The following is a 20,010-nucleotide window of genomic DNA, read 5'->3' on the forward strand; positions in this document are numbered from 1 at the left end:
AGTTCTTAATTGCCATAACCCGTGAGTTCCATATAGCCCACACCAGAGTGACTGCCAGAGACAGCAACGGGGCTTTCCCAATATGGGTAAAGCCCGGTGTTCCGGTAGTCCCCTGCAGGGGCAGACACCTTGAGGCTGACCCCGTAATCCGGCACTTCCAACTGCCACTGGCGAGGGTAGCTATCCGGCCCGGAAATGGGCGTCATCCGGAGCTGACCGGGTGTGAGCGCCACCGGTTCTCCCCGCGCGGGAATCCAGGTGCCGGACCGAAAAGCGCCACCCTCCTCCCTCAGTTGAAAGGCCATCAGCTTATCACCCGACTCCAGATGCAGGGCAAACCAGTCCCAGCCCTGTTGTCCGGTCTTCAGAAACTGGCTGCTCCATTCCCGGTCAAACCAGCCTTTTCCGGAAACGGCCAGAGTCCGGTCGCCGAGGGTAACCGTGCCCTCAATCTGAATATCCACCAGACTGAAGTACATGGAGCCTTCGCCACTGGCGGATTTGGCACTGAAGCCCTGATCACCGTGGGCCACCGGCTCGCCGTTGATCTGAAGGGAAAGATCGTAGGACCAGTTGTCCGCCGACACCTGCAAACGCCACGTCCCGTTTCCCGACAACTCGCTGAGTTGCCAGTCATCCAGCCAGACAGCCGGGGGCTCTGCGTTGGCACCGGCATGGCCAACATCACCCCGGGCCAGCTTTTCGGCAAAGTAGTGCTGGCCATTAAAGCTGACCGCGGCGTGGGCCATCCAGGCCGCCTCCAGAGGCCAGCCTCCGGAATCGGGCGGTACAGCATCTGCCAGTCTTGGTTTGATGGCCTGCCGAAACTGGGTCCATTGCAGGCCCAGGGGGTCACCTTCGGCGGTTTCCAGATTGGCGGTCAGATACCACCACTCGATCCGGTGCTGGGGATGAGGGCCAAAATCCGCCGGGAAACTCAGCCGGTCACCCGGGCCGGGCTGCAGGAATGGCACCTCCGCTTCCGGGTCCGCAACGCCGGCCAGGCCTGCAAAGCCCGCCGGTTCCTGTTGCTCCGGACAGCCAGCCAGAACAGGCAGGAGCACCAGCCAGAACAACCTCTTCATCGCTCACCTCCGGACAGGGCACTGGCACTCTCCGGTGCCGAGGCCGGGCTGTTCAGCTGCCGGCGCATCAGCACGGCAATGCTGAGCCCCACCAGTACACTAAGCACGCCAAGCTCAAGCCAGAACCGGGGATAGACCGCCATCGGCAGGGACCAGCCGAAGGCCAGGGGGTTGATGCGGTGCACCAGAATCCAGGTCAGCCAGACTCCCAGGGGCAACGCGAGCAGTGCAATAGCACTGGTCAGGGACAGCGACAGCCGGGTGAGCTGGGTGGCGGCCTGCCGGCGCGGCAGTCCCCAGACCACCAGCAGCCGGAAGTACCAGGCGCGGGTGGAGAAAAACACCCAGCCCATCAGCAGCAAGGCAATGGCCGCCAGTATCAGGGTCAGAACCGTCATGGCCCGGGTCAGCAGGAAGGTCTGATCAAAAATCGCAGAGGCAAGGGATTCGATCGCCCGGTTGTCCCGCACTGTCAGCTGCTCCACATCCCAGATCTGTTTCAGACCACTGGTGACGGTCTCCATCGACAGCGTTCCCGGCGATATGGACAGGCTCTGGAAACCGGTCTCGAAATCCGTTGGGAGCGCCGACGCAGGGATCAGAATCTCGCCGGCGGGCCGGCCATAATCCGGATAAACCGCCAGTACCGGGAAATCGATAGCCTTATGCCCAAGCTTCAGGGAAAGCGTATCGCCAACCGTCACTCCCTGCCGGCGTGCCAGCTGTTCATTGACCATCAGGCCCTGCCCTTCTGCCAGGCTCTGCCAGGGAGCACCCACCGATTCAAATAATTGCCAGCCGGTCACCAGCGGGCCGATGGGACCCAGCGCAAATACATCCACCACCGGACCCGATTCACCGACAGAATTCATCAGCGTGGCCTGACCCCGGATCACCCGATGCCACAGCCCGGCTGCGAGTTCTTGCTGTCCCGACAGCCAGTCCACAGCCAGGCTGGCATCTGCTCCTTCAGGGACTTCAATGTAATAGTCTGCCTCCAGCCGCTGGACCAGCCACTGGTCAAAGGTGCTTTCGAAGGTCGTGACCAGAGCCTGAACCGCCAGCACCATGGCCATGGCAAACTGCAGTGCCACCAGGGGCAAAGCCAGACGCCGGGCCAGTACGGATAATTCCCGGTGGCGCCAACGAGAGAGCGGATCCTCCTCACCGCCGGCGCGCCAGTCCGCCAACCTGGCGATCAAAAACGGCGCCAGAATGCCGGCCGCGACAAACACCATGGCCACAGCCACGAACAGCCACGCCAGGGCAGAGGCCCAGACCGACAGGGCAATACCTGCGAGCAAAACCAGGGCCGGTAGCAGGCTCTGCCCGCGGCCGGCCACAGATAACCGCCGGGCCAATGGCCGGAGCACGTCCGCCAGGCAGGCCACAAGAACGACCGCCAGCATGGTGGCAACCGGCACCAGCCAGCCGCCATCCTGCCCCGCGTACAAGGGTGTATCAAAAAGTCCCTCCAGGGCCCGCCCAAACCCGCTGCCGAGGCCTGTCGCTAACCAGCGGCCAAGCCAGACGCCGGGGACAATACACACCAACGCCAGCACCATGATCTCAAGCAGCAAAAGCCGGTTGATTTGGCGCCCGGGAACTCCGAACCGATGCAGCAGGGCAAAGCTGTCACGGCGCTGGGCCAGGCCCAGCAGGTAGACACTGCGCAGCAGCAAGGCCGAAATCAGCAGCACCAGCATGCCCAACGCGTCCAGATTCAGCAGGAAGCTTTCCCCCAGCTCTCCGGTGTCGGGCCCGACGGTGAAAGGAGCGATCCGGTAACCCGACGGCAGGGCTGAACCACTGTCAGGACCGGACAGCAGCAACGACAGCACACCCTGCGAGTCTTTCTGTCCTTTCTGCCCTATCGCCAGCCCGGCGGCCTCACTGATATCCACAAAAGGGGCGCCATCCAGTTCACCGCGCCAGGGTTCGTTATCCTTTGCGGACCTGTCAAAACAGGCCGCCGCCAGGGGATCAACACCCACTATACGTCCGGCCCCCGGCGATGCCACTTCCAGCCAGGGCATGACACACAGGCCGGCCCGCCTGAGTGCGACAAAGTCCCGCACGGAAACCGGCTCACCATCGGCCCGTGTCACCTGCTGGCGCTCGGCCACCGCCGACTCACTCTGATCAAGGCTGGCCCGGGCCTGGCTGGTAAGGTGATGAACACCGGTCCATAGCATGGTCGCCAGCACAATCATGGTGGCCAACGCCAGCAATTGTAGTGGGTGACGGCGATAGTGGCTGAACAGGGCGGCCAACAGGGTCATGGGGGGCTCAGGTTTCAGGCTGGTGCCCGAGATCCAGGTGGTGATTGCATCGGGTCGCCAGTTCGGCATCGTGGGTTGCGAGAATCAGGCCGCAGCCATGACGGGCCTGAAGATCGAAGAGTTGCCGGGTGACCGCTTCGGCAGTGTGGCGGTCCAGGCTACCGGTGGGTTCATCCGCCAGGATCAGGGCCGGTTTCATGGCAAACACCATGGCCAGGGCAGCACGCTGACGCTGGCCGCCGGACACCTGGTCCGGATAGCGGTCGGCGAGCTCGCCAATGCCGAGGCGCTCCATCCAGTCCTCGCACTTGTCGTCAGCCTGCCCGGCGAGCCGGGCCCGCAAGCGGACATTGTCCAGCAGCGACAGGGCCGGCATCAGGTTGGCTTCCTGGAAGACCACGCCAATCTGCCGCCGCCTCAGCGCTGCCCACCGGGCCTCTGCCTGTCTGCTCCCGGCAGGTTTGCGGCTGTCAAAAACCTCCTCCAGCACCTGAATTCTGCCTGCATCCGGTTTTTCCAGACCGCACAGAATATTGAGCAAGGTACTTTTGCCCGAACCCGAGCGGCCAGTCAGCGCCAGTGACTCGCCCCGCCCCAGTTGCAGGGAGAGATCGCTCAGCACCGACACCGACTGAGTGCCGCTGCGGAACTGTTTATTCAGGCCTCGGACCGCGAGCAAAAGATCCACCATGATTTCCCGTTCAGGTTATTCGGGAGCCCCCAGGGGCTCGGCAACAGTACCCTGCCGGAGTGCCCGCCACTCACGGAACTGTTCCAGCCAGGACAACAGCGCCGGAACAACCACCAATACCAGAATCGTCGACAGTCCCAGTCCGAAAGCAATGGACGTGGCCATGGGAATCAGGAACTGCGCCTGAAGGGACGTTTCAAACAGCAATGGCAGAAGGCCACCAATGGTTGTCAGGGACGTCAGCAATACCGCCCTCACTCGTTGCACGGCGGCCTCGTTGAGTGCATCGGTAATACCCAGCCCCTTCTGCCGCTGCTGATTATAGAAAGCTACGAGAATAATGGCGTTATTGACCACTATGCCAGATAGACCGAAGAGCCCGAAAAGAGACAGTATGGTCAGCTGCAACCCCATCAGCCAGTGCCCCAGCAGCGCACCCACCAGGGCAAACGGGATGATGGCCATGACGATCAGTGGCAGGCTCCAGGACGCAAACACCCAGGCCAGCACCACGTACATCAGCCCGAGCCCGATGATCAGGCCGGTCTTCATGTCCGCCATGGTTTCCCGCTGGTCCGCGGCGCGGCCCTCAAAGCTGTACCGCACGTTGTAGCGATTGGCAATGTCCGGCAGTGCCTCCGCCTGCAGGCTTGTCAGAATCTGGTCTGTGGTACTGACCCGGGTATTCAGGCCGGAGGTCACTTCAACCGCCAGTTTGCCATCAGCGTGGCGCAGAGCCTGGAAGCCCTGGCGGTGGTCCAGATTCATCACCTGACTGAGCGGGACGAAGCGCCCGTCGGGAACCCGCACGGTCATACGGGACAGGGTCGACAGACGTTCACGCTGATCCCGGGGCAGCTGCACGCGCACTTCCACCTCGTCCCGACCGTCCTGGTATATCTGGGCAATCCGGCCATCGAATGCCGCTCGCAGCTGACTGCCAAGATCCGCAGTGGTCAGGCCCAGGGCCTCACCGTAAGGGCTGACCTGATATATCAGCTGCTCCCTGCCCCAGGGCATATCGTCTTCCACATCCAGCACCCCCGGCAGGGTGGCGAGCGCCTGACCCAGCTCATCCGCCGCCCGTTTCAGATTCTCCGCGTTTTCGCCGGTCAGGCGTACGTTAACGTCCCGGCCTGGCGGCCCGGCCTGTCGCTCCGAAATGGTCAGGTTATCCAGCCCGGCCGGTGTCTCCAGCCGGCCGCGCCACTCGTTGATGAACTCGGGGTTGCGTACCGAGCGCCGGTCCGAGGGCACCAGCTCGATCATCATCGACCCCAGTTCGTCACCGCTGCGGGAGCTGCCTTCAGCCCCGAGAGTTGCGCCCTGGGTGGTCACTGCGTGAAGAATGAAATCGCCGCCAAGGGCCGCTTCGGTCTCGTTCAGCGTTCGCTGCATCTGGCCGAGGAAGTCGTCCACCGTTTCCTGATTGGTGCCGGCGACAAAGCTGGCGTTGGCATAAAATACCGAGGGCTCCGGCGTCGGGAAAAAGTTGAAGCCGAGCCGGCCACCGGCCAGCAGCCCGACGGTCACAAGGGCCAGGGCAATAGCGCTGGCAACCGTGGCACCCCGGTGCTCCAGGCTATAACGGGAAAACCGGCGAAACCGGCCTTCCCGGAACCGATCAAAGCTTTGCTCAAAGCCATGCCGGAACCTCTCAACCGGGCCTGGTTTTTTCGGCTCAGACACCGCCTCCCCTGCTTTTTTCTTGCGGCGGGGAACAAAGGCGTGCCGCAGGTGTGCCGGCAGAACGATGAAACATTCCAGCAAGGAGGCCACCAGCACACAGATCATTACCAGTGGAATATCGCCGAGAATATTACCGATCACGCCGCCCACCACCAGCAAGGGCATGAAGGCCGCGACCGTGGTCAGGGACGACGCCAGCACCGGCCAGACCATCCGTTTGGCGGCCCCCTCGGAGGCATAGATCGATTCTTCCCCCATGCGGGCGTGGGCGTCGGCGTCCTCGCCGACCACAATGGCATCGTCAACGATCACCCCCAGCGCCATGATCAGGGCAAACAGGGAAATCATGTTGATGGAGCCACCGATCAGCCAGAGCACTGCCATGGCGGCGAGGAACGCCGTCGGGATGCCAATCGCCACCCACATGGCAACGCGGCCCGGTAGGAACAGGTAGAGCAAACAAACCACCAGCACCAGACCGCCCAGGCCGTTATTCACCAGCAGGGAGATACGATCATCCAGCAACTGCCAGGTTTCGTCGTAAACTTCCAGGTCGATCGTTGGCGGCAGCACCGGCCGGGTGTCCGCCAGCCAGGTTTCCAGAACCTTCGCCGCTGCCAGTGAGTTGCCGTTTTCCGATCGCTGCAACTGAAGCTCAACTGCCGGCTTGCCGTCTTTCTCCAGGGTGATCTGGCTCTCCCGGGCTTCCTGGCGGATGATGGCGATATCGCTGAGGTTCAGCTGAATACGCTCGCCGCTGAGAACCGGGATGTTCTCGAACTCCTGAGGGCTCCGGCGCTGTTCCACGGCCCGCAGTTCCCGGGTCGCATCCTGCTGCGCCATCATACCGGCCGGCAGATCCCGGGAAATGGCGGCAACCCGCTCGGCCACCTGGTCCAGTGACAGCCCGAGGGTTTCAAGCCGCTCAACCGGCACATCAATACTGATCTGCTGCTCCGGCAGCCCGCGGATAGACACCCGGTCAATGCCCCGCTGCAGCAACTCATCCTCAAAGCGATAAGCCAACTGCCGTAATTCGCTCCGGTCCACGTCACCGACAACCAGCAACCGGGCTACAGGCTCGTACCGTTCTATCCGGGTCACCTGGGGCTCTTCCGCCTCGGCGGGGAGGTTGGTGAATTCGTCGACCTGCTGGCGAACATCATCCAGAGCCAGAATCGGATCGGTGCCCTCCTCGAACTCCAGGGTGATGGAGGAAACACTCTGGGCCGAGGTGGAGGTCATCTTTTTCAGGCCATCCACACTGCGTAGGCGCTGCTCCAGGGGGTTGGTAATGCCCTGTTCGACATCCTCGGCAGAAGCACCGCTCCAGACCACACGAACGCTCACGATATCCAGAGCAAAGGTGGGAAAAAACTGGATGTTCATCCGGCTCAGTGCCAGTGCACCGCCAAGCAGCATCACCAGCATCACGAGGTTGGCGGCAACCCGGTGATGAACGAAAAACCCGATAACGCCTTTTCTGCGTCTCATTGCTCCGATGCTCCGGAGTCAGCGGCATCAACTTTCAGGCCGGTGACCGCGTTTGGCAGATGAGTGGTAATCAGGCGGGCACCGGAAACAAGCGCCTCGCCGGACACCAGCAGCCAGCGCTCGCCATTATTGCCTCGGGCTTCGCCAATACGCTCTATCTTCGCTCTTTCCATTCGGCCGTCAGATGACAGCAGATAAATGCTGTCGGCGCCGTAGAGTGCGCTGAAAGGGATCGCGACGCTGTTGGCTCTTGCAGCCCGTTCCAGGGTCACCGGCATCAGGGCCCCGGGGCGGAGACCTTTCGGTTCTCCCTCAAGTTCCAGAATAGCCTCAGTACCGGATGGGTCACTGGTGCCGGCGAAGCGGGCGAGCCGGAACCAGTGTTCGTCACTCGCGCTGGAGGCCATGAGGGGCTCTCCCCGCTCCAGGGCATCCAGCAATTCGGCACGAAACATTTCCGGCACCCGCGCCCTGAGCTCGAGGCCCTCGACAGGATACAGCGAGAGCAGGGGCTCGTTCCGGCTGACCTGGTCACCCCGGGCCACTTGAATGCTGGTCACAATGCCGTCAAAGGGGGCGGTCATTCGGGCCCTGGCGGCATCCCGCCGGGTGCTGTCGAGGTTGGCTTCAGCCTGGGCCAGCTTTGCCTCCAGGCTCTGCAGACGGGCCGGATGCTCGTCAATGGCCCGCTGCCGGGTGTTCACGGTCAGCTCCGCACGGGCAGAGGCATCAGTGGCAGCTTCCAGTGCCTCACGGGAAGCCAGGTTACGACTTAACAGCGACCGGGTGCGCTCAAGCTGCCGGCGGGCATTATCGAGAATCGCCTGTTCACTGGCCAACGCCAACTGATCGTTCCGGTAGCGCACCTGTTCCGAGCGAAGCTGGGCTTGCAAATCCGCCACCTGCGCTTCGGCCTGGGCAAGCTCCGGCCGGATATCGGCATCATCCAGGGCCACCAGCAGGTCACCCTCGTTCACCCTTTGCCCTTCGGTGACCGGTCGCTCACCAATCCGGCCAGCCAGCGTGGCTGTGACAGTAAGCTGCTCCGGAGCCAGGACCTCGCCATACAAAGGTAAAACAGGGGTGTGGAAACCTGGCTCAACAACCTGAACCTGAACCCGCCAACTCCGTTCAGTAGCGCTCACTTCCGCAGGCTCCGGGCGGGTCATCTTGAGTAACAGGAAGCCGGCGATACCGACGGCGATTATCAATACGGGGAGGAGTCGTTTGGACATTACTTGCTGGCCAGCTATGGTAGATAAGGCCCGTAGGGCTGTTAGATTCAGACTACTATACAATCACAGTTCATTTTCGGATCGGGCATTTCTTCCCTGTGCGTCATTTTTACGCAGAAACCAGCCCCACAGTACCAGCGGAGAAAAGCGAACTTGACGGTAGAAGAGCATGTTGGCCTCTTGAATGCGAGTCTCATTAATGCACTCATTGTTGCGGTGGTTGTGCTAATACACCATGAGGTGCTTATTCGCCTGAGCGGCCTGCTGGCAAAGATGCGTCAGAGCCATCATTTCCGTCTGATTGCCGCCGTTTTCGGCATCCTTGCCGCCCACACCCTGCAAGTCTGGATTTTTGCCGGCGCCTACTACCTGATGCACCATGCCGAGGCCTGGGGTGAACTGACCGGCAATTTTAGTGGCAGCTTCCTGGATTGTGTCTACTTTTCCTTCACAACCTTCACGACTCTTGGCTACGGCGACATAGAAGCCCTCGGGGTACTCCGATTCCTGACCGGTATCGAGGGCCTTACCGGCCTCGTGCTGATCACCTGGAGCGCATCCTTCCTGTTCGTCGAAATGCAGCGCTACTGGCCTACCCGTTAAACCCATTTGCAGCGGGCCAGCGTGTAGTAAAGCAGAGGCACCACCAGAACGGTCAGCAAGGTAGACATGGCCAGGCCGAAAACCAGCGATATCGCCAGACCATTGAATATCGGATCGTTCAGAATAAAGTAAGCGCCAACCATGGCCGAAATCGCCGTCAGGGCAATGGGTTTGATGCGCACCGCCCCGGCCAGGACCACGGCCTCATCCAGTTCTACACCTTCTTCTATCAATTGCTGAATAAACACCACCAGCAGGATGGAATTACGAACGATGATCCCGGCCAGCGCGATCATACCGATCATGCTGGTTGCAGTGAATTCGCGCCCCAACAAAGCATGACCGGGCATGATTCCGATCAGCGTCAGCGGGATGGGCGCCATGATGACCAGGGGCAGAAGATAAGACCGGAATTGCGCCACCAACAACACAAAAATCATGAATATGCCCACACTGTAGGCGGCGCCCATATCCCGGAAAGTTTCATAGGTAATCTGCCACTCACCATCCCATTTCAGAGTACCTTTCTCCGGCAACGGTGGCTGACCGATAAAGTATTGCTCCGGCGCACCCTCTTGCTGGTTCAGAAGGTCCACCATGGCAAACATGCCGTACAACGGTGAATCGGTCTCACCGGCCATGTCCGCTGTTACGTAGGTCACCGGCAGCAGATCTTTGTGGTAGATCGCGCCCATCCAGTCCGCTTCCCGAACCTCGGCAATGCTTGCCAGCGGGACCAGGTTACCGGTGCGGCCTCGCACATTAAGGGACAGCAGCACCGATGGCTGAGCCTTGTCCCCTTCGCTCAGAATCACCCGGATTGGCACCGGATACTTGGCGTGGTCATCGTGCAGGAAGCTGACGCTGGTTCCGCCAAGGGCCGTCTGCAAGGTACCAACCACCTGGGCCTGGGAGACTCCCAGCCTTGCTGCACGGTCCCGGTCCACCACCACTTCCCACTGCCTGGTGGGCGCTTCCAGGGTGGTATCAATATCCACCAGGCCGTCTACCTGCGTCATGCCTTCCGCCACCTTACGAGCCAGCTCTGCCCGGCGGGATTCATCCACGGCGTAGATTTCGGCTACCACCGGGGACAGCACCGGCGGCCCCGGGGGCACCTCCACAATTTTCACACTGGCACCGTACTTGTCACCAATCTCCGTTAGAGGGGCCCGCAAGGACTGGGCGATGTCGTGGGACTGGCGATCCCGGTTTTCCTCGTGGCTGAGGTTGACCTGAATGTCGCCCTGGTAAGAGTCGCTGCGCAGGTAATACTGTCGCACCAGGCCGTTAAAGTTGATGGGGGATGCCGTGCCGGCATAGCTCTGCCAATTGGCCACTTCGTCGACCGTTTCCAGGTAGCTGCCCATTTCCATCAACACCCGCTGGGTCTGCTCCATTGGCGTGCGCTCCGGCATGTCCACGACCACCTGCAGCTCGGATTTGTTGTCGAATGGCAGCATTTTCAGAATGACAGCCAGGAATACCGGCAATGACGCAGCCGCAATGGTAAGCCCGACCACGCCGAGCCCAAGCAGACGACGTCGCCAGGGATGATCACCCAGGAAAGGACCCAGCACTGTGCGGAAAATGCGCAAGGAGAGCGGGCTGACGCCGTCAGCAGAACTGGAAGCCTCATCGGCTTCAGCGGCCAATTCACCCTTCTTGTGTTTCAGTAACCGGAAGGCCAGCCAGGGCGCGACCACAAAGGCCACGATCTGGGACAGCACCATACCCGCCGAGGCGTTGATCGGAATCGGGCTCATGTAGGGTCCCATCAGACCGCTGACGAACGCCATCGGAATCAGCGCTGCCATGATGGTCAGGCTCGCCATAATAGTGGGCGTTCCTACCTCGTCTACCGCCACCGGAATGATGTCCTTCACCGGCCACCGGGAGTTCTGGATCCGGCGGTTGATGTTCTCGGTGATCACGATGCCGTCATCCACCAATATGCCGATGGAGAAGATCAACGCAAACAGGGATACCCGGTTGAGGGTAAAACCCCAGGCCCAGGAAAACACCAGGGTCAGCAACAGGGTGATCAGAACCGCAAGACCGACAATCAGGGCCTGGCGCCAGCCCATGGCTGCCAGTACCAGCAGCACCACGCACAAGGTGGCGGAAATCAGATCGGTGATCAGCTTGCGGGCTTTCTGGGAGGCTGTGGCGCCATAGTCACGGGTAACCAGCACCTCCACACCCACCGGCAAAGCCCGATTGCGCAATCGCTCCAGCCGTTCTTCAACGGCTGTGGTGATATTGACGGCGTTTTCACCGGGTTTCTTGGCGATAGCCAGGGTGACTGCGGGATACACGTCGCCAGGCTGGCCTGCTTTCCCGGCCTCTTGTGCCGGCCCGAAGCCGGTCATCACGCTCTGGTCGGCCACTGTGCCGCCCCGGCTGATGTCGGCCACATCCTCAAGGTAAACCGCTGAGCCAGCATGCATGCCCACCACCAGACGGCGAACGTCCTCTACCGATTTCAGCAGGGTTCCGGCCTGGACCGGAATGGACAGGTTATCCCGCGTAACCCTGGCCTCCTGACTGCTGGTGTTGGCAGCGGCCAGCGCGTTACGCAAATCGTCGATAGTCAGGTTGAAGCCGGCCAGCAACGCCGGATCAAAACGGATATCGACCCGGTCAGGAATACCACCGGTGGTATAGACATCCCGGGTGCCGGGGACCCGCTTCAGGGCGACTTCCAGCATATGGGCCAGGCGGGTAAGTTCCTCGCCCGTGTGTCCGTTGACCGGGTCGTAGAGGGTCAGGGTCATTACCGGAACATCATCAATGCCCTTTGGTTTGATCACCGGCTGAGTCGCACCCAGGTTTGTTGGCAACCAGTCCTGGTTTGAATAGACCTGGTTGTACAACCGCACCAGCGCTTCCTGACGGGGCACACCCACTTCAAACTGAACAGTGATGACCGCCTGGCCCTGTCGCGACACCGAATAGACATGCTTCACACCCTGGATCTCGCTCATCACCTGCTCGGCGGGTGTGGCGATGGCGCTTTCCACCTCGCGGGTGCTGGCTCCGGGAAACGCCACCATGATATCCGCCATGGTGACGTCAATCTGGGGTTCTTCCTCCTTCGGGGTGACCACCACAGCCAGAACACCAAGGATAATCGCCAGAACGGCCAGCAATGGCGTGAGATGATTGTTCTGGAAAACCCGGGCAATGGCGCCGGATGGACCCACAGGCGGCAGTTCCCGACTCACGGTTTCGCCTCCGTGCCCGACTCGGTGACCAGGTTCAGTCGATCACTGCCAACCAACTCCGAAGGGTTGGTAACCACCCGTTCGCCCTCGCTCAGGCCCGCGAGGATCTCAAGCCGGCCGTTGTCCCTGATCCCGGTGCGTACCTGGCGCAGCCGCGGCCGATCCTGATCATCGAGCACGAACACAGCCCTTAGCTCACTGCGGTGGATCAGGCTGCTGGCTGGCACCCAGAGTGCCTCGCGGCTGGCAACCGGCACGCCGACTTTCACCAGCATGCCGGGAAACAGGGAGCCGTTGGGCTCGTTGAGCCGCATCCGCAACCGGAAGGTGTGAGTGGCCGGGTCGGCGTAGGGGTAGAACGTCATCTCGCCGGTTTCCAGCACTCGGCCATCTGCCAGAGTAACCCGGGCCTGGCGCTCGTTGCGCGCCAGTTCTGCATACTTCTGTGGCAGATCAACCACGACCCGAAGCTGTTCCAGGGACAACCCGCTGAGCAGGGGCTGGCCAGGGCTCACGGCCTCGCCCAACTCCACATGGCGCTCGGTGAGGATGCCGCCATAGGGCGCCACTACCCGGGTATAGGACAGCTGTTCCTGTGCCTCGGAAACCGTCGCACTGGCACGCTCCACCCTGGCTCTGGCGGCGGCAAGATTGTTGCGGGCCTGATCAAACTCCTGGCGCGATACCAACCCCCGCTCATGAACCGCCTCAATTCGTTCAAAGCGTTGCCTCGCATCCGAAAACGCCGCTTCAGCCTCTTCCAGCCCGGCCTGGGCCTGGCGCAACCGGGAGCGCTGCTCACTGTCCTCCAGCTGGACAATCAGATCACCGGCGACAACCGAGTCATCAACATCGAAAGGCAGGTTCTGAACCGTACCACTGGTCTGAGCCGAGACAGTGCTCTGCTGAACAGCTTCGATAACTCCATCAAGATGGACGGTTTCCTGAAGGCTGCTGCGTTCTGCAACCGCCGTCGTCACTGCTCCAGCGTCGGCATTGCCCTGTGCCTGCGCCACCGAAGCCAACAGCCCCAGGGCAATAGTTAAACCTGCAGCAGCAATCCGCCCCATTAAGCACCTCCGGGATAACGCGTTGGTTATTAGGTAATAAGCTAAGATTATCAGCAATCCTCTTCTGAAAACATGCAGGAGAGGCTCACGGCGCCGATGATTTCTTTTTCAGTGCCTCAAACCCGATAATGATGTCCATAAGCTCGCTGGTAATCTCATCCTGGCGTACCAGCCTGAATTGCCCTCCTACCTCCTCAAGCCGATCATCGACCGCCTGTTCCGCCTGTTGCATCAAGGCAAGCCTGGCCGCGTTCTCGGTAACCATCGCCTCCGCTGAAGCATGGAAAACGCTGGCAAAGATATGGTTACGCAGCAACGCCGCAAGCAGCGGCATTGCCCGCATCGTATAGTCGGGGAGGGATCGGGACTGCCAGCCAACCCTGCCGGGATCCGAAAGCAGCGAGGGTGCCAATGGCAACAACGGGCTTACTACCGGTTCCCGCTGCCCCTTCCCTGCCCGCCGGGTGAACACCAGGGTCACGGCAATCCGGTTATGGACATCGCCGCCCCCGATCTCGTCCAGCCGGGTCACAAGGTCACTCGCCAGACGTCCGATGCCATCGGCCGACGCCGGAGGCAGGAGGGTGACTTCCGGGCTGAGCCCCTGATCACTGAGGGCGTCATTCATGCGGGCGCCGACGCACAACACCCGGGCGCCGCCATCCACCCTGGACGCCTCGGTCCGTGCCGTCACGGCAAGCACTTCGTTATAGTTGCCACACAGGCCGTGATCAGAGCCAAACACCACCAGAATCCGCTCAGCGTTTGCGGCGGCGGGCATCGCAATAGGGCCGGTTTTGGCTACAAATGCCCGGAGACCACTCAGCACGGTCTGGTGATAGGACTCAACAGATCGGGCGGCATGTTCGTAAGGCACCGCATTGATCGCGGACATGGTTTTCATGGTGTGAACAATTCCGCGAATACTGGTCAGCGTCGCCGTGCGGCGGGACAGGGCTTCAAGTGTCTGGGTCATGGCTATCGCCTTCGGGCAATTTCAGAACCGTTCGGGCCACCCGCAGGAGCGTTGCCTTTTCATCGTCGTCCAGAGGACGGTTTTGCCCGATACTTTCGGCAATGTCATCAAGCGAATCGCCAACGCCTTTGCGCATCCTGACCATGGCCTCGACCACCTCGGTTTCGGGCAGTCCGTCTAGCAGTCCCTCCATCGCGGCCGTCAGCACCAGCAGCTGCTCGGCGGCCGGAACCGGGTCGCGCTCGGGCTGGCGCAACGCAGCACGCACGGCAGCCCCGCGGCTCAGGCGGGCCCGGGTGTTTTCATCCAGGCGGGTGCCAAAACGGGCAAAATCCTCCAACTCCTCAAACTGGGACAGTGTGACGCGCAGATTGCCCGCCACGTCCCGGAATGCCCGGTGCTGGGCCTTTCCCCCGACCCGCGATACCGAAAGCCCGATATCGACCGCCGGAAACTGGTTTTTGCGCACCAGCCTCGGCGACAGATAGATCTGGCCGTCGGTAATCGAAATCAGATTGGTCGGAATATAGGCGGACAGGTTTTCCGCCTGGGTCTCTACCACGGGTAACGCGGTGATGGAGCCACCCCCGGCTTCCGGCGTGAACTGACCGGCCCGCTCAAGCAGCCTTGCATGCACATAGAATATGTCACCCGGGAACGCTTCCCGGCCCGGAGGACGGCGCAGTAACAGGGACAATTCGCGATAGGAACGGGCATGGTGCGTGAGGTCGTCGAGAACAACCAGTACGTCCCGTCCCTGGTCTGAAAAGTATTCAGCCATCGTCATCGCCGCATACGGAGCGATGTAGGCCAGACCAGGAGTGTCCTCATCGCCGGCCGCAACCACAATGGTGTTCGCTATCTGGCCGCTTTGCCGCAGGGTTTCTATGACCCGGGCCACCGCGTCTCCGCGCTGGCCGATGGCGCAATAGATACTCAGGACATCCGAGCGTGCCTGGTTGAGAATGGTATCGACAGCAATGGACGTTTTGCCGGTTTGCCGGTCACCAATGATCAGTTCCCGCTGGCCCAGCCCGACCGGTACCGCGCCATCAATGGCCTTGATACCCGTGGCCAGGGGGCGGGTGACCGGGGCACGGCTCAGTATACCCGGCGCACTGGCCTCCACCGGCCTTTCCGCGGTGGCCGCCACCCCGCCTTTTCCGTCCCGGGGCTCTCCGGTGGCATCGACCACCCGACCAATCAGGCCCGGCCCGACCGGCACGCTGAACACCTTGTGAGTCCGCCAGACATCCTCGCCAAAACTGACCAACTGCGAGGGCCCAAGCAGGATAACGCCGAGCCGGTCTGGCTCCAGATCAAGCACTACACCCCGGACCCCCGAGGCAAAAACCAGCAACTCGTCCGCCAGGGCCCGGGCCAGGCCAGACACCACGGCAATACCATCACCCACCTCCGTCACCGTGCCCACTTCGGTCAGTGCCAGTGAAGGGGTCGGGCTGTCCAGAAGGGCACCAATAAACTTCTTTACCGGAGTCAGCGCGGGTTCTTCAGCCATGATTGTTTACCCTGCCGGATCCACCGGCGGCCAGCCGTTCTGTCAACAGACCGACCAACTCATCAGTGTAACTATCAATTGTCCAGGCCACCTGGACACTGCCAATACGAAGAATCAGGCCCGGAGCCTGACGAGCATCCGTGGTAAAGCTCAAGGAAAGCCCGGGGGCCAGACGTTCCAGCGCGGCTCTCATCTTTTCCTGCGTGTTCTCGGGCAGGGGCGAATGGGTCGTAGCAATGGCCTGTTCCGCACGGCCAGCCGCAGAGGTAAGTTCCTCCGCCAAAGGTTTCAGCTTGCCGATCACATTCAGGGCAATGTGCTCCTCCAGATCCTCATCCGCCAGATCACGAAGCGCCCGGCGAACCAGCTGATAGAGGGTGTCAGCGCTGGCCAGATGCAATTGTCTGATGAACGCTTCCCGTTCAGCCTCAAGATGCGCCTGCCAGTCCTGTTTTTCACGCTCCAGCTTCTCGCGGGTGGCGGCCAGCAGGGCATCCTTCTCTTCCTCCGCTTGCTCGCGAATCCGCTCCGCATGGGCGGAGTTATCGGCCAGTAATCTCTGCTTCTGTTCCAGAAACTCGGCTTCGGCGGCGGCGGCCTTTTTTTGGGCAACCTCCGCCTCACCCATTTGCGTTGCAATTTCGGCCTCACGGGCATCGATTCCGTTCAGGATGGGCTTGTACAGAAAGCGTTTGAGCAGCCAGACCAGCACCAGAAAATTGCCGATCTGGGCAGCGACCGTGACCCAGTCAATAGACATGGTTCAACCTGCCGCCGACTGGGCGGCCTGCAGAGCCTGATCCCAGAAGGGATTGGCAAACAGCACGATCATCGATACAACAAAACAGTAGATTGCCGTGGACTCGATCATTGCCAGGCTGACAAAAAGAGTCCGCGACAGTGTTGATGCCGAGTCCGGCTGCTGAGCAATAGCCGTAAGGGCTGCCGCTGCGGCCCTACCCTCTCCCAGAGCAGGTCCGATAGCACCAAAGGCCACAGACAGGCCAGCGGTCAGAATCGAGACCGCGGCAATAAGTGCAAGGTCTGTCATTTGTCTTTCTCCTTGTGCAAGGGCTTGCCAACGGTGGCTGTTGCCGATGAGATATAAACTGTCGCCAGGATGGCGAATATGTAGGCCTGGATCAGCCCCGTCAGCAACCCGAGTACGTCCATCACCACGGGAAAAAAGAAAGGTGCAATGCTCAGCAGGATACCGGCGATAACCGCACCGCTCATGACGTTGCCATACAGGCGTATAGCCAGGGATATGCCGCGCGAGAACTCGCTGATGATATTGAACGGCAACATAACGACAGAGGGCTGGACGTAGGTTTTCAGATAACCGCCGATGCCCTGCCGGGTAATCCCGAACAGGGGCACTGCAATCAGTACCGACAGAGCCAGGGCCGCGGTCGTGGAAAGCGAGGCCGTGGGCGGCGTAAAGCCCGGCACAACCAGCAGCAGGTTCGAAAACGCAATAAACAGGAACAAGGTTCCGGAAAAATACAGCACATGGCGCGAGGCACGCGGTGAGATTTCCTCGATCTGGCTCTGGATGGCCGTCACAATCACTTCAAGCGTCGTACGCCAGCGATTCGGCGGCACATCCGGCCGCAGGTTGCGGGTAATTACCATGGAAGCGACCGTCAGCAAAATCATAACGATCCAGGTGTAGCCCACGGTCTCATTGATACCAACTCCCCAGACCGTGAACAGCGTTGTTTCATCGGGGGTCATTTCCATCAGACATCCTCCGGGCGAGGTCGAGGTATGCGAGCAAGTACAGTCGCCAGGAAGCGCACCAGAAAAAACGCCACCCCGTAGCCTGCAAAGGCCCAAGCCAGAGTGGCCCCGTCAGTCACCAGCCACCCCGCCGCCAGAAGCAATCCGATGCGCACCACGGCACTGGGCAGAAGGATCGATGTTGGCCGGGAAGAGCCCAGTGCGAAGCGCACGCTCACTGCCAGACCAGCAAAATACAGAATACTCACGGTCACACCGACACCAAAGCCCATCAGCGCGTCCGGCCAGTCAACGATCATCATGATCCTCCTCTTCCCTGCTTTCCCTGCCGATCCAGGCCCAGGCAATGAAACCTCCCAGGGTCACACCACCCAGAATCAGGGCAATGACCCAGGGAAAATCCTGGGGCATGGTGCGATCCAGCCATAATCCAAGAAAGGCACCACCGACGGTCGGAACCGCAATGGACCAACCAATCATGCCGAAGGCGCCCAATCCACGCAGTGGACTCATACCAGCATTTTCCCGGGCCTTCTTCAGGCGCTGCGCCCGACGACCGATATCGTCCTCCGGTGATCGACGCTGCTGGCTCATGGCTTGGGCCGCTGCAGGTCGGCAAACCGACGCACCATGCCGGCCTCCAGCCTGGACAGTGCGGATCGGGCAACGCGTTCATCTTCATCCACCTCGATAAAGTTCCTCCGGACGCTGTCCTGCAACGAGTCAAGATCCTTCCCCAGGACACCGCGCCGGATGGCGATATCGACCTGGTCGCCTTTTTTCACCAGAATGCCCTCGTCGATGCCGAAGATCTGCTCACTGCCATGTTCCAGGGTCAGGATCAGCACCGACGGAACCAGCGAGGTGACAAAATCAATGTGATTGGGCAGCATCCCGAATGCTCCGTTTTCCGCGACGGCGAACAGCTTGCGGGCCTTGCCCTGATACAGCACCCGGGTCGGCAGCCGGAGGCAGACTGCCATCTCCGCAGCCACGGTCATGTCACCACCTCAGGCAGTGCGCCAATCATGTAGTACTCACTTTCATTCTGCTCGAATTCAGTCTGCTCCAGGATGGTTTCACAGCCATTGAGTGTCTCTTCGATGGTCACGCGCTTGCCTTCGGTGCCGGTAAAGGCCGCGGTGGTGAAAAACGGCTGGGTCAGAAACCTTTCCAGGCGGCGGGCACGGGCAACCGTGGATCGGTCAGCCGCCGACAGCTCCTCAATGCCCAGCATGGCGATGATGTCCCGTAGCTCTTCGTATTCGGCGAGGGTGCGGCGTACCGCCCGGGCAATGTCGTAATGCCTCTGCCCGACCACCGAGGGCGTAAGCATGACTGAAGACGACGCCAGGGGATCTATCGCCGGGTACAAGCCTTCGCTGGCGCGCTTGCGGGACAGCACCACGGAACCGGACAAATGGGAGAAAATATGGGCGGCGGCAGGGTCGGTGAAATCGTCCGCCGGCACGTAAACGGCCTGAACCGAAGTAATCGCGGCGCTACGGGTCGAAGTGATCCTCTCCTCCAGCTCGGCCAGCTCCGTGGCCAGTGTCGGCTGATAGCCAACTCTCGATGGCATGCGACCCAGCAGCCCGGATACCTCGGAGCCGGCCTGGACGAAGCGGAAGATATTGTCGATGAGCAACAACACGTCCTGGTGCTGTTCGTCGCGGAAATATTCCGCCATGGTCAGCGCGGTCTTGCCGATCAGGAACCGGACACCCGGAACCTCGTTCATCTGCCCGAACAGCATGACGGTGTTATCGAGCACGCCGGCCTCGCCCATTTCCCGGTAAAGCTCCTCCGCCTCCCGGGACCGTTCGCCAATGCCGCAAAACAGGCTGACGCCCTTGTGATGCTGCACGGTGTTATTGATCAGTTCGGTAATCAAAACCGTCTTTCCCACACCGGCGCCGCCGAACAGTCCGGTCTTTCCGCCCCGCTCTATGGGCGACAACAGATCAATGGCTTTGATACCGGTTTCCAGAATCTGGCTTTGGACCACACGGTCTTCAAGCAAGGGCGGGAGCTGATGAATGGCACGACGTTCACTGGTAGCCGGCACCGGCTTGTCATCCACCGGCGCGCCAAACACATTCAGCATGCGCCCCAGTATGGCATCACCCACCGGCACGGTGATCGACGAACCGGTCGCCCGAACCGGCATCCCCAGACCCAACCCCTTTACCGGCGCCAATGCCATGCAACGGACCACGCCCTCGTCCTCCAGCGCGGCCACCTCGAGGCCAATCTTGCCGGCATACAACAGCTCGCGAATATAGGGTACCGGCTCCGGAAACCGGACACTCACCACGCCCCCCCGGATGGCAACGACGGTACCTGAGCCAGGCCCTGGCAACGTGTCCCGCTTCTCCTGACTCATAACAGAGACC

The 20,010-nt window shown here is 61.0% G+C and carries 17 protein-coding genes; 1 reads left to right on the forward strand and 16 read right to left on the reverse strand.

Annotation, left to right across the window (positions count from 1 at the left end):
- Positions 1-5: 5 nt before the first annotated feature.
- From CLH62_RS09875 to CLH62_RS09895, 5 genes are read right to left on the reverse strand one after another with little or no spacing between them, the layout of a single operon-like run.
- Positions 6-1,085 (reverse strand): lipocalin-like domain-containing protein, encoded by a 1,080-nt coding sequence (locus CLH62_RS09875; RefSeq protein ID WP_099617992.1) that lies wholly within the window; start codon positions 1,083-1,085, stop codon positions 6-8.
- Positions 1,082-3,367 carry an FtsX-like permease family protein gene (locus tag CLH62_RS09880; RefSeq protein WP_099617993.1) on the reverse strand — a complete coding sequence of 762 codons (2,286 nt, stop codon included), beginning with the start codon at positions 3,365-3,367 and terminating at the stop codon, positions 1,082-1,084. The genes CLH62_RS09875 and CLH62_RS09880 overlap by 4 nt, the downstream gene beginning before the upstream one ends.
- 7 nt (positions 3,368-3,374) lie before the next feature.
- Entirely contained in the window at positions 3,375-4,058 is a 684-nt protein-coding gene (locus CLH62_RS09885) for an ABC transporter ATP-binding protein (RefSeq protein WP_099617994.1), read from the reverse strand.
- Positions 4,059-4,073: 15 nt separating this feature from the next.
- Positions 4,074-7,241 carry an efflux RND transporter permease subunit gene (locus tag CLH62_RS09890; RefSeq protein ID WP_099617995.1) on the reverse strand — a complete coding sequence of 1,056 codons (3,168 nt, stop codon included), beginning with the start codon at positions 7,239-7,241 and terminating at the stop codon, positions 4,074-4,076.
- Positions 7,238-8,476 carry an efflux RND transporter periplasmic adaptor subunit gene (locus CLH62_RS09895; RefSeq protein ID WP_099617996.1) on the reverse strand — a complete coding sequence of 413 codons (1,239 nt, stop codon included), beginning with the start codon at positions 8,474-8,476 and terminating at the stop codon, positions 7,238-7,240. Before CLH62_RS09895 ends, CLH62_RS09890 begins: the two co-directional genes overlap by 4 nt.
- Positions 8,477-8,629: 153 nt before the next feature.
- Between CLH62_RS09895 and CLH62_RS09900 the strand changes: the two genes are divergently transcribed.
- Positions 8,630-9,079 (forward strand): potassium channel family protein, encoded by a 450-nt coding sequence (locus CLH62_RS09900; RefSeq protein WP_099617997.1) that lies wholly within the window; start codon positions 8,630-8,632, stop codon positions 9,077-9,079.
- Here the strand turns inward: CLH62_RS09900 and CLH62_RS09905 are convergent.
- The 11 genes from CLH62_RS09905 to atpD all read right to left on the reverse strand — a co-directional run bounded on the left by CLH62_RS09905 (position 9,076) and on the right by atpD (position 20,000).
- Complete coding sequence (locus CLH62_RS09905) at positions 9,076-12,306, reverse strand: efflux RND transporter permease subunit (protein ID WP_099617998.1); 3,231 nt, start codon at positions 12,304-12,306, stop codon at positions 9,076-9,078. The two genes, CLH62_RS09900 and CLH62_RS09905, sit on opposite strands and share 4 nt — an antisense overlap.
- The gene (locus CLH62_RS09910; protein WP_099617999.1) at positions 12,303-13,376 is read right to left on the reverse strand and encodes an efflux RND transporter periplasmic adaptor subunit; all 1,074 of its coding nucleotides are present in this window, start codon (positions 13,374-13,376) and stop codon (positions 12,303-12,305) included. The genes CLH62_RS09905 and CLH62_RS09910 overlap by 4 nt, the downstream gene beginning before the upstream one ends.
- Positions 13,377-13,461: 85 nt before the next feature.
- Complete coding sequence (locus tag CLH62_RS09915) at positions 13,462-14,352, reverse strand: F0F1 ATP synthase subunit gamma (protein ID WP_099618000.1); 891 nt, start codon at positions 14,350-14,352, stop codon at positions 13,462-13,464.
- Positions 14,336-15,871: a F0F1 ATP synthase subunit alpha gene (locus tag CLH62_RS09920; RefSeq protein ID WP_099618001.1), complete on the reverse strand. Its 1,536-nt coding sequence runs from the start codon at positions 15,869-15,871 to the stop codon at positions 14,336-14,338. The genes CLH62_RS09915 and CLH62_RS09920 overlap by 17 nt, the downstream gene beginning before the upstream one ends.
- The gene (locus CLH62_RS09925; protein ID WP_099618002.1) at positions 15,864-16,631 is read right to left on the reverse strand and encodes a F0F1 ATP synthase subunit B family protein; all 768 of its coding nucleotides are present in this window, start codon (positions 16,629-16,631) and stop codon (positions 15,864-15,866) included. Before CLH62_RS09925 ends, CLH62_RS09920 begins: the two co-directional genes overlap by 8 nt.
- Before the next feature lie 3 nt (positions 16,632-16,634).
- Positions 16,635-16,922, reverse strand: coding sequence for a F0F1 ATP synthase subunit C (locus CLH62_RS09930; RefSeq protein WP_099618003.1), 288 nt, complete (start codon positions 16,920-16,922; stop codon positions 16,635-16,637).
- Complete coding sequence (locus CLH62_RS09935; protein WP_099618004.1) at positions 16,919-17,614, reverse strand: F0F1 ATP synthase subunit A; 696 nt, start codon at positions 17,612-17,614, stop codon at positions 16,919-16,921. The genes CLH62_RS09930 and CLH62_RS09935 overlap by 4 nt, the downstream gene beginning before the upstream one ends.
- Positions 17,614-17,916 carry an N-ATPase subunit AtpR gene (locus tag CLH62_RS09940; RefSeq protein WP_228152821.1) on the reverse strand — a complete coding sequence of 101 codons (303 nt, stop codon included), beginning with the start codon at positions 17,914-17,916 and terminating at the stop codon, positions 17,614-17,616. The genes CLH62_RS09935 and CLH62_RS09940 overlap by 1 nt, the downstream gene beginning before the upstream one ends.
- Positions 17,903-18,208 carry an AtpZ/AtpI family protein gene (locus CLH62_RS09945; protein WP_099618006.1) on the reverse strand — a complete coding sequence of 102 codons (306 nt, stop codon included), beginning with the start codon at positions 18,206-18,208 and terminating at the stop codon, positions 17,903-17,905. Before CLH62_RS09945 ends, CLH62_RS09940 begins: the two co-directional genes overlap by 14 nt.
- A complete protein-coding gene (locus tag CLH62_RS09950) occupies positions 18,205-18,615 on the reverse strand; it encodes an ATPase (protein WP_099618007.1) in 411 nt (136 codons plus the stop codon). Before CLH62_RS09950 ends, CLH62_RS09945 begins: the two co-directional genes overlap by 4 nt.
- Positions 18,612-20,000, reverse strand: coding sequence for a F0F1 ATP synthase subunit beta (atpD, locus tag CLH62_RS09955; RefSeq protein ID WP_099618008.1), 1,389 nt, complete (start codon positions 19,998-20,000; stop codon positions 18,612-18,614). The genes CLH62_RS09950 and atpD overlap by 4 nt, the downstream gene beginning before the upstream one ends.
- Between the last annotated feature and the right edge of the window lie 10 nt (positions 20,001-20,010).

It is taken from the genome of Marinobacter guineae (assembly GCF_002744735.1).
Classification (GTDB): Bacteria; Pseudomonadota; Gammaproteobacteria; order Pseudomonadales; family Oleiphilaceae; genus Marinobacter; species Marinobacter guineae.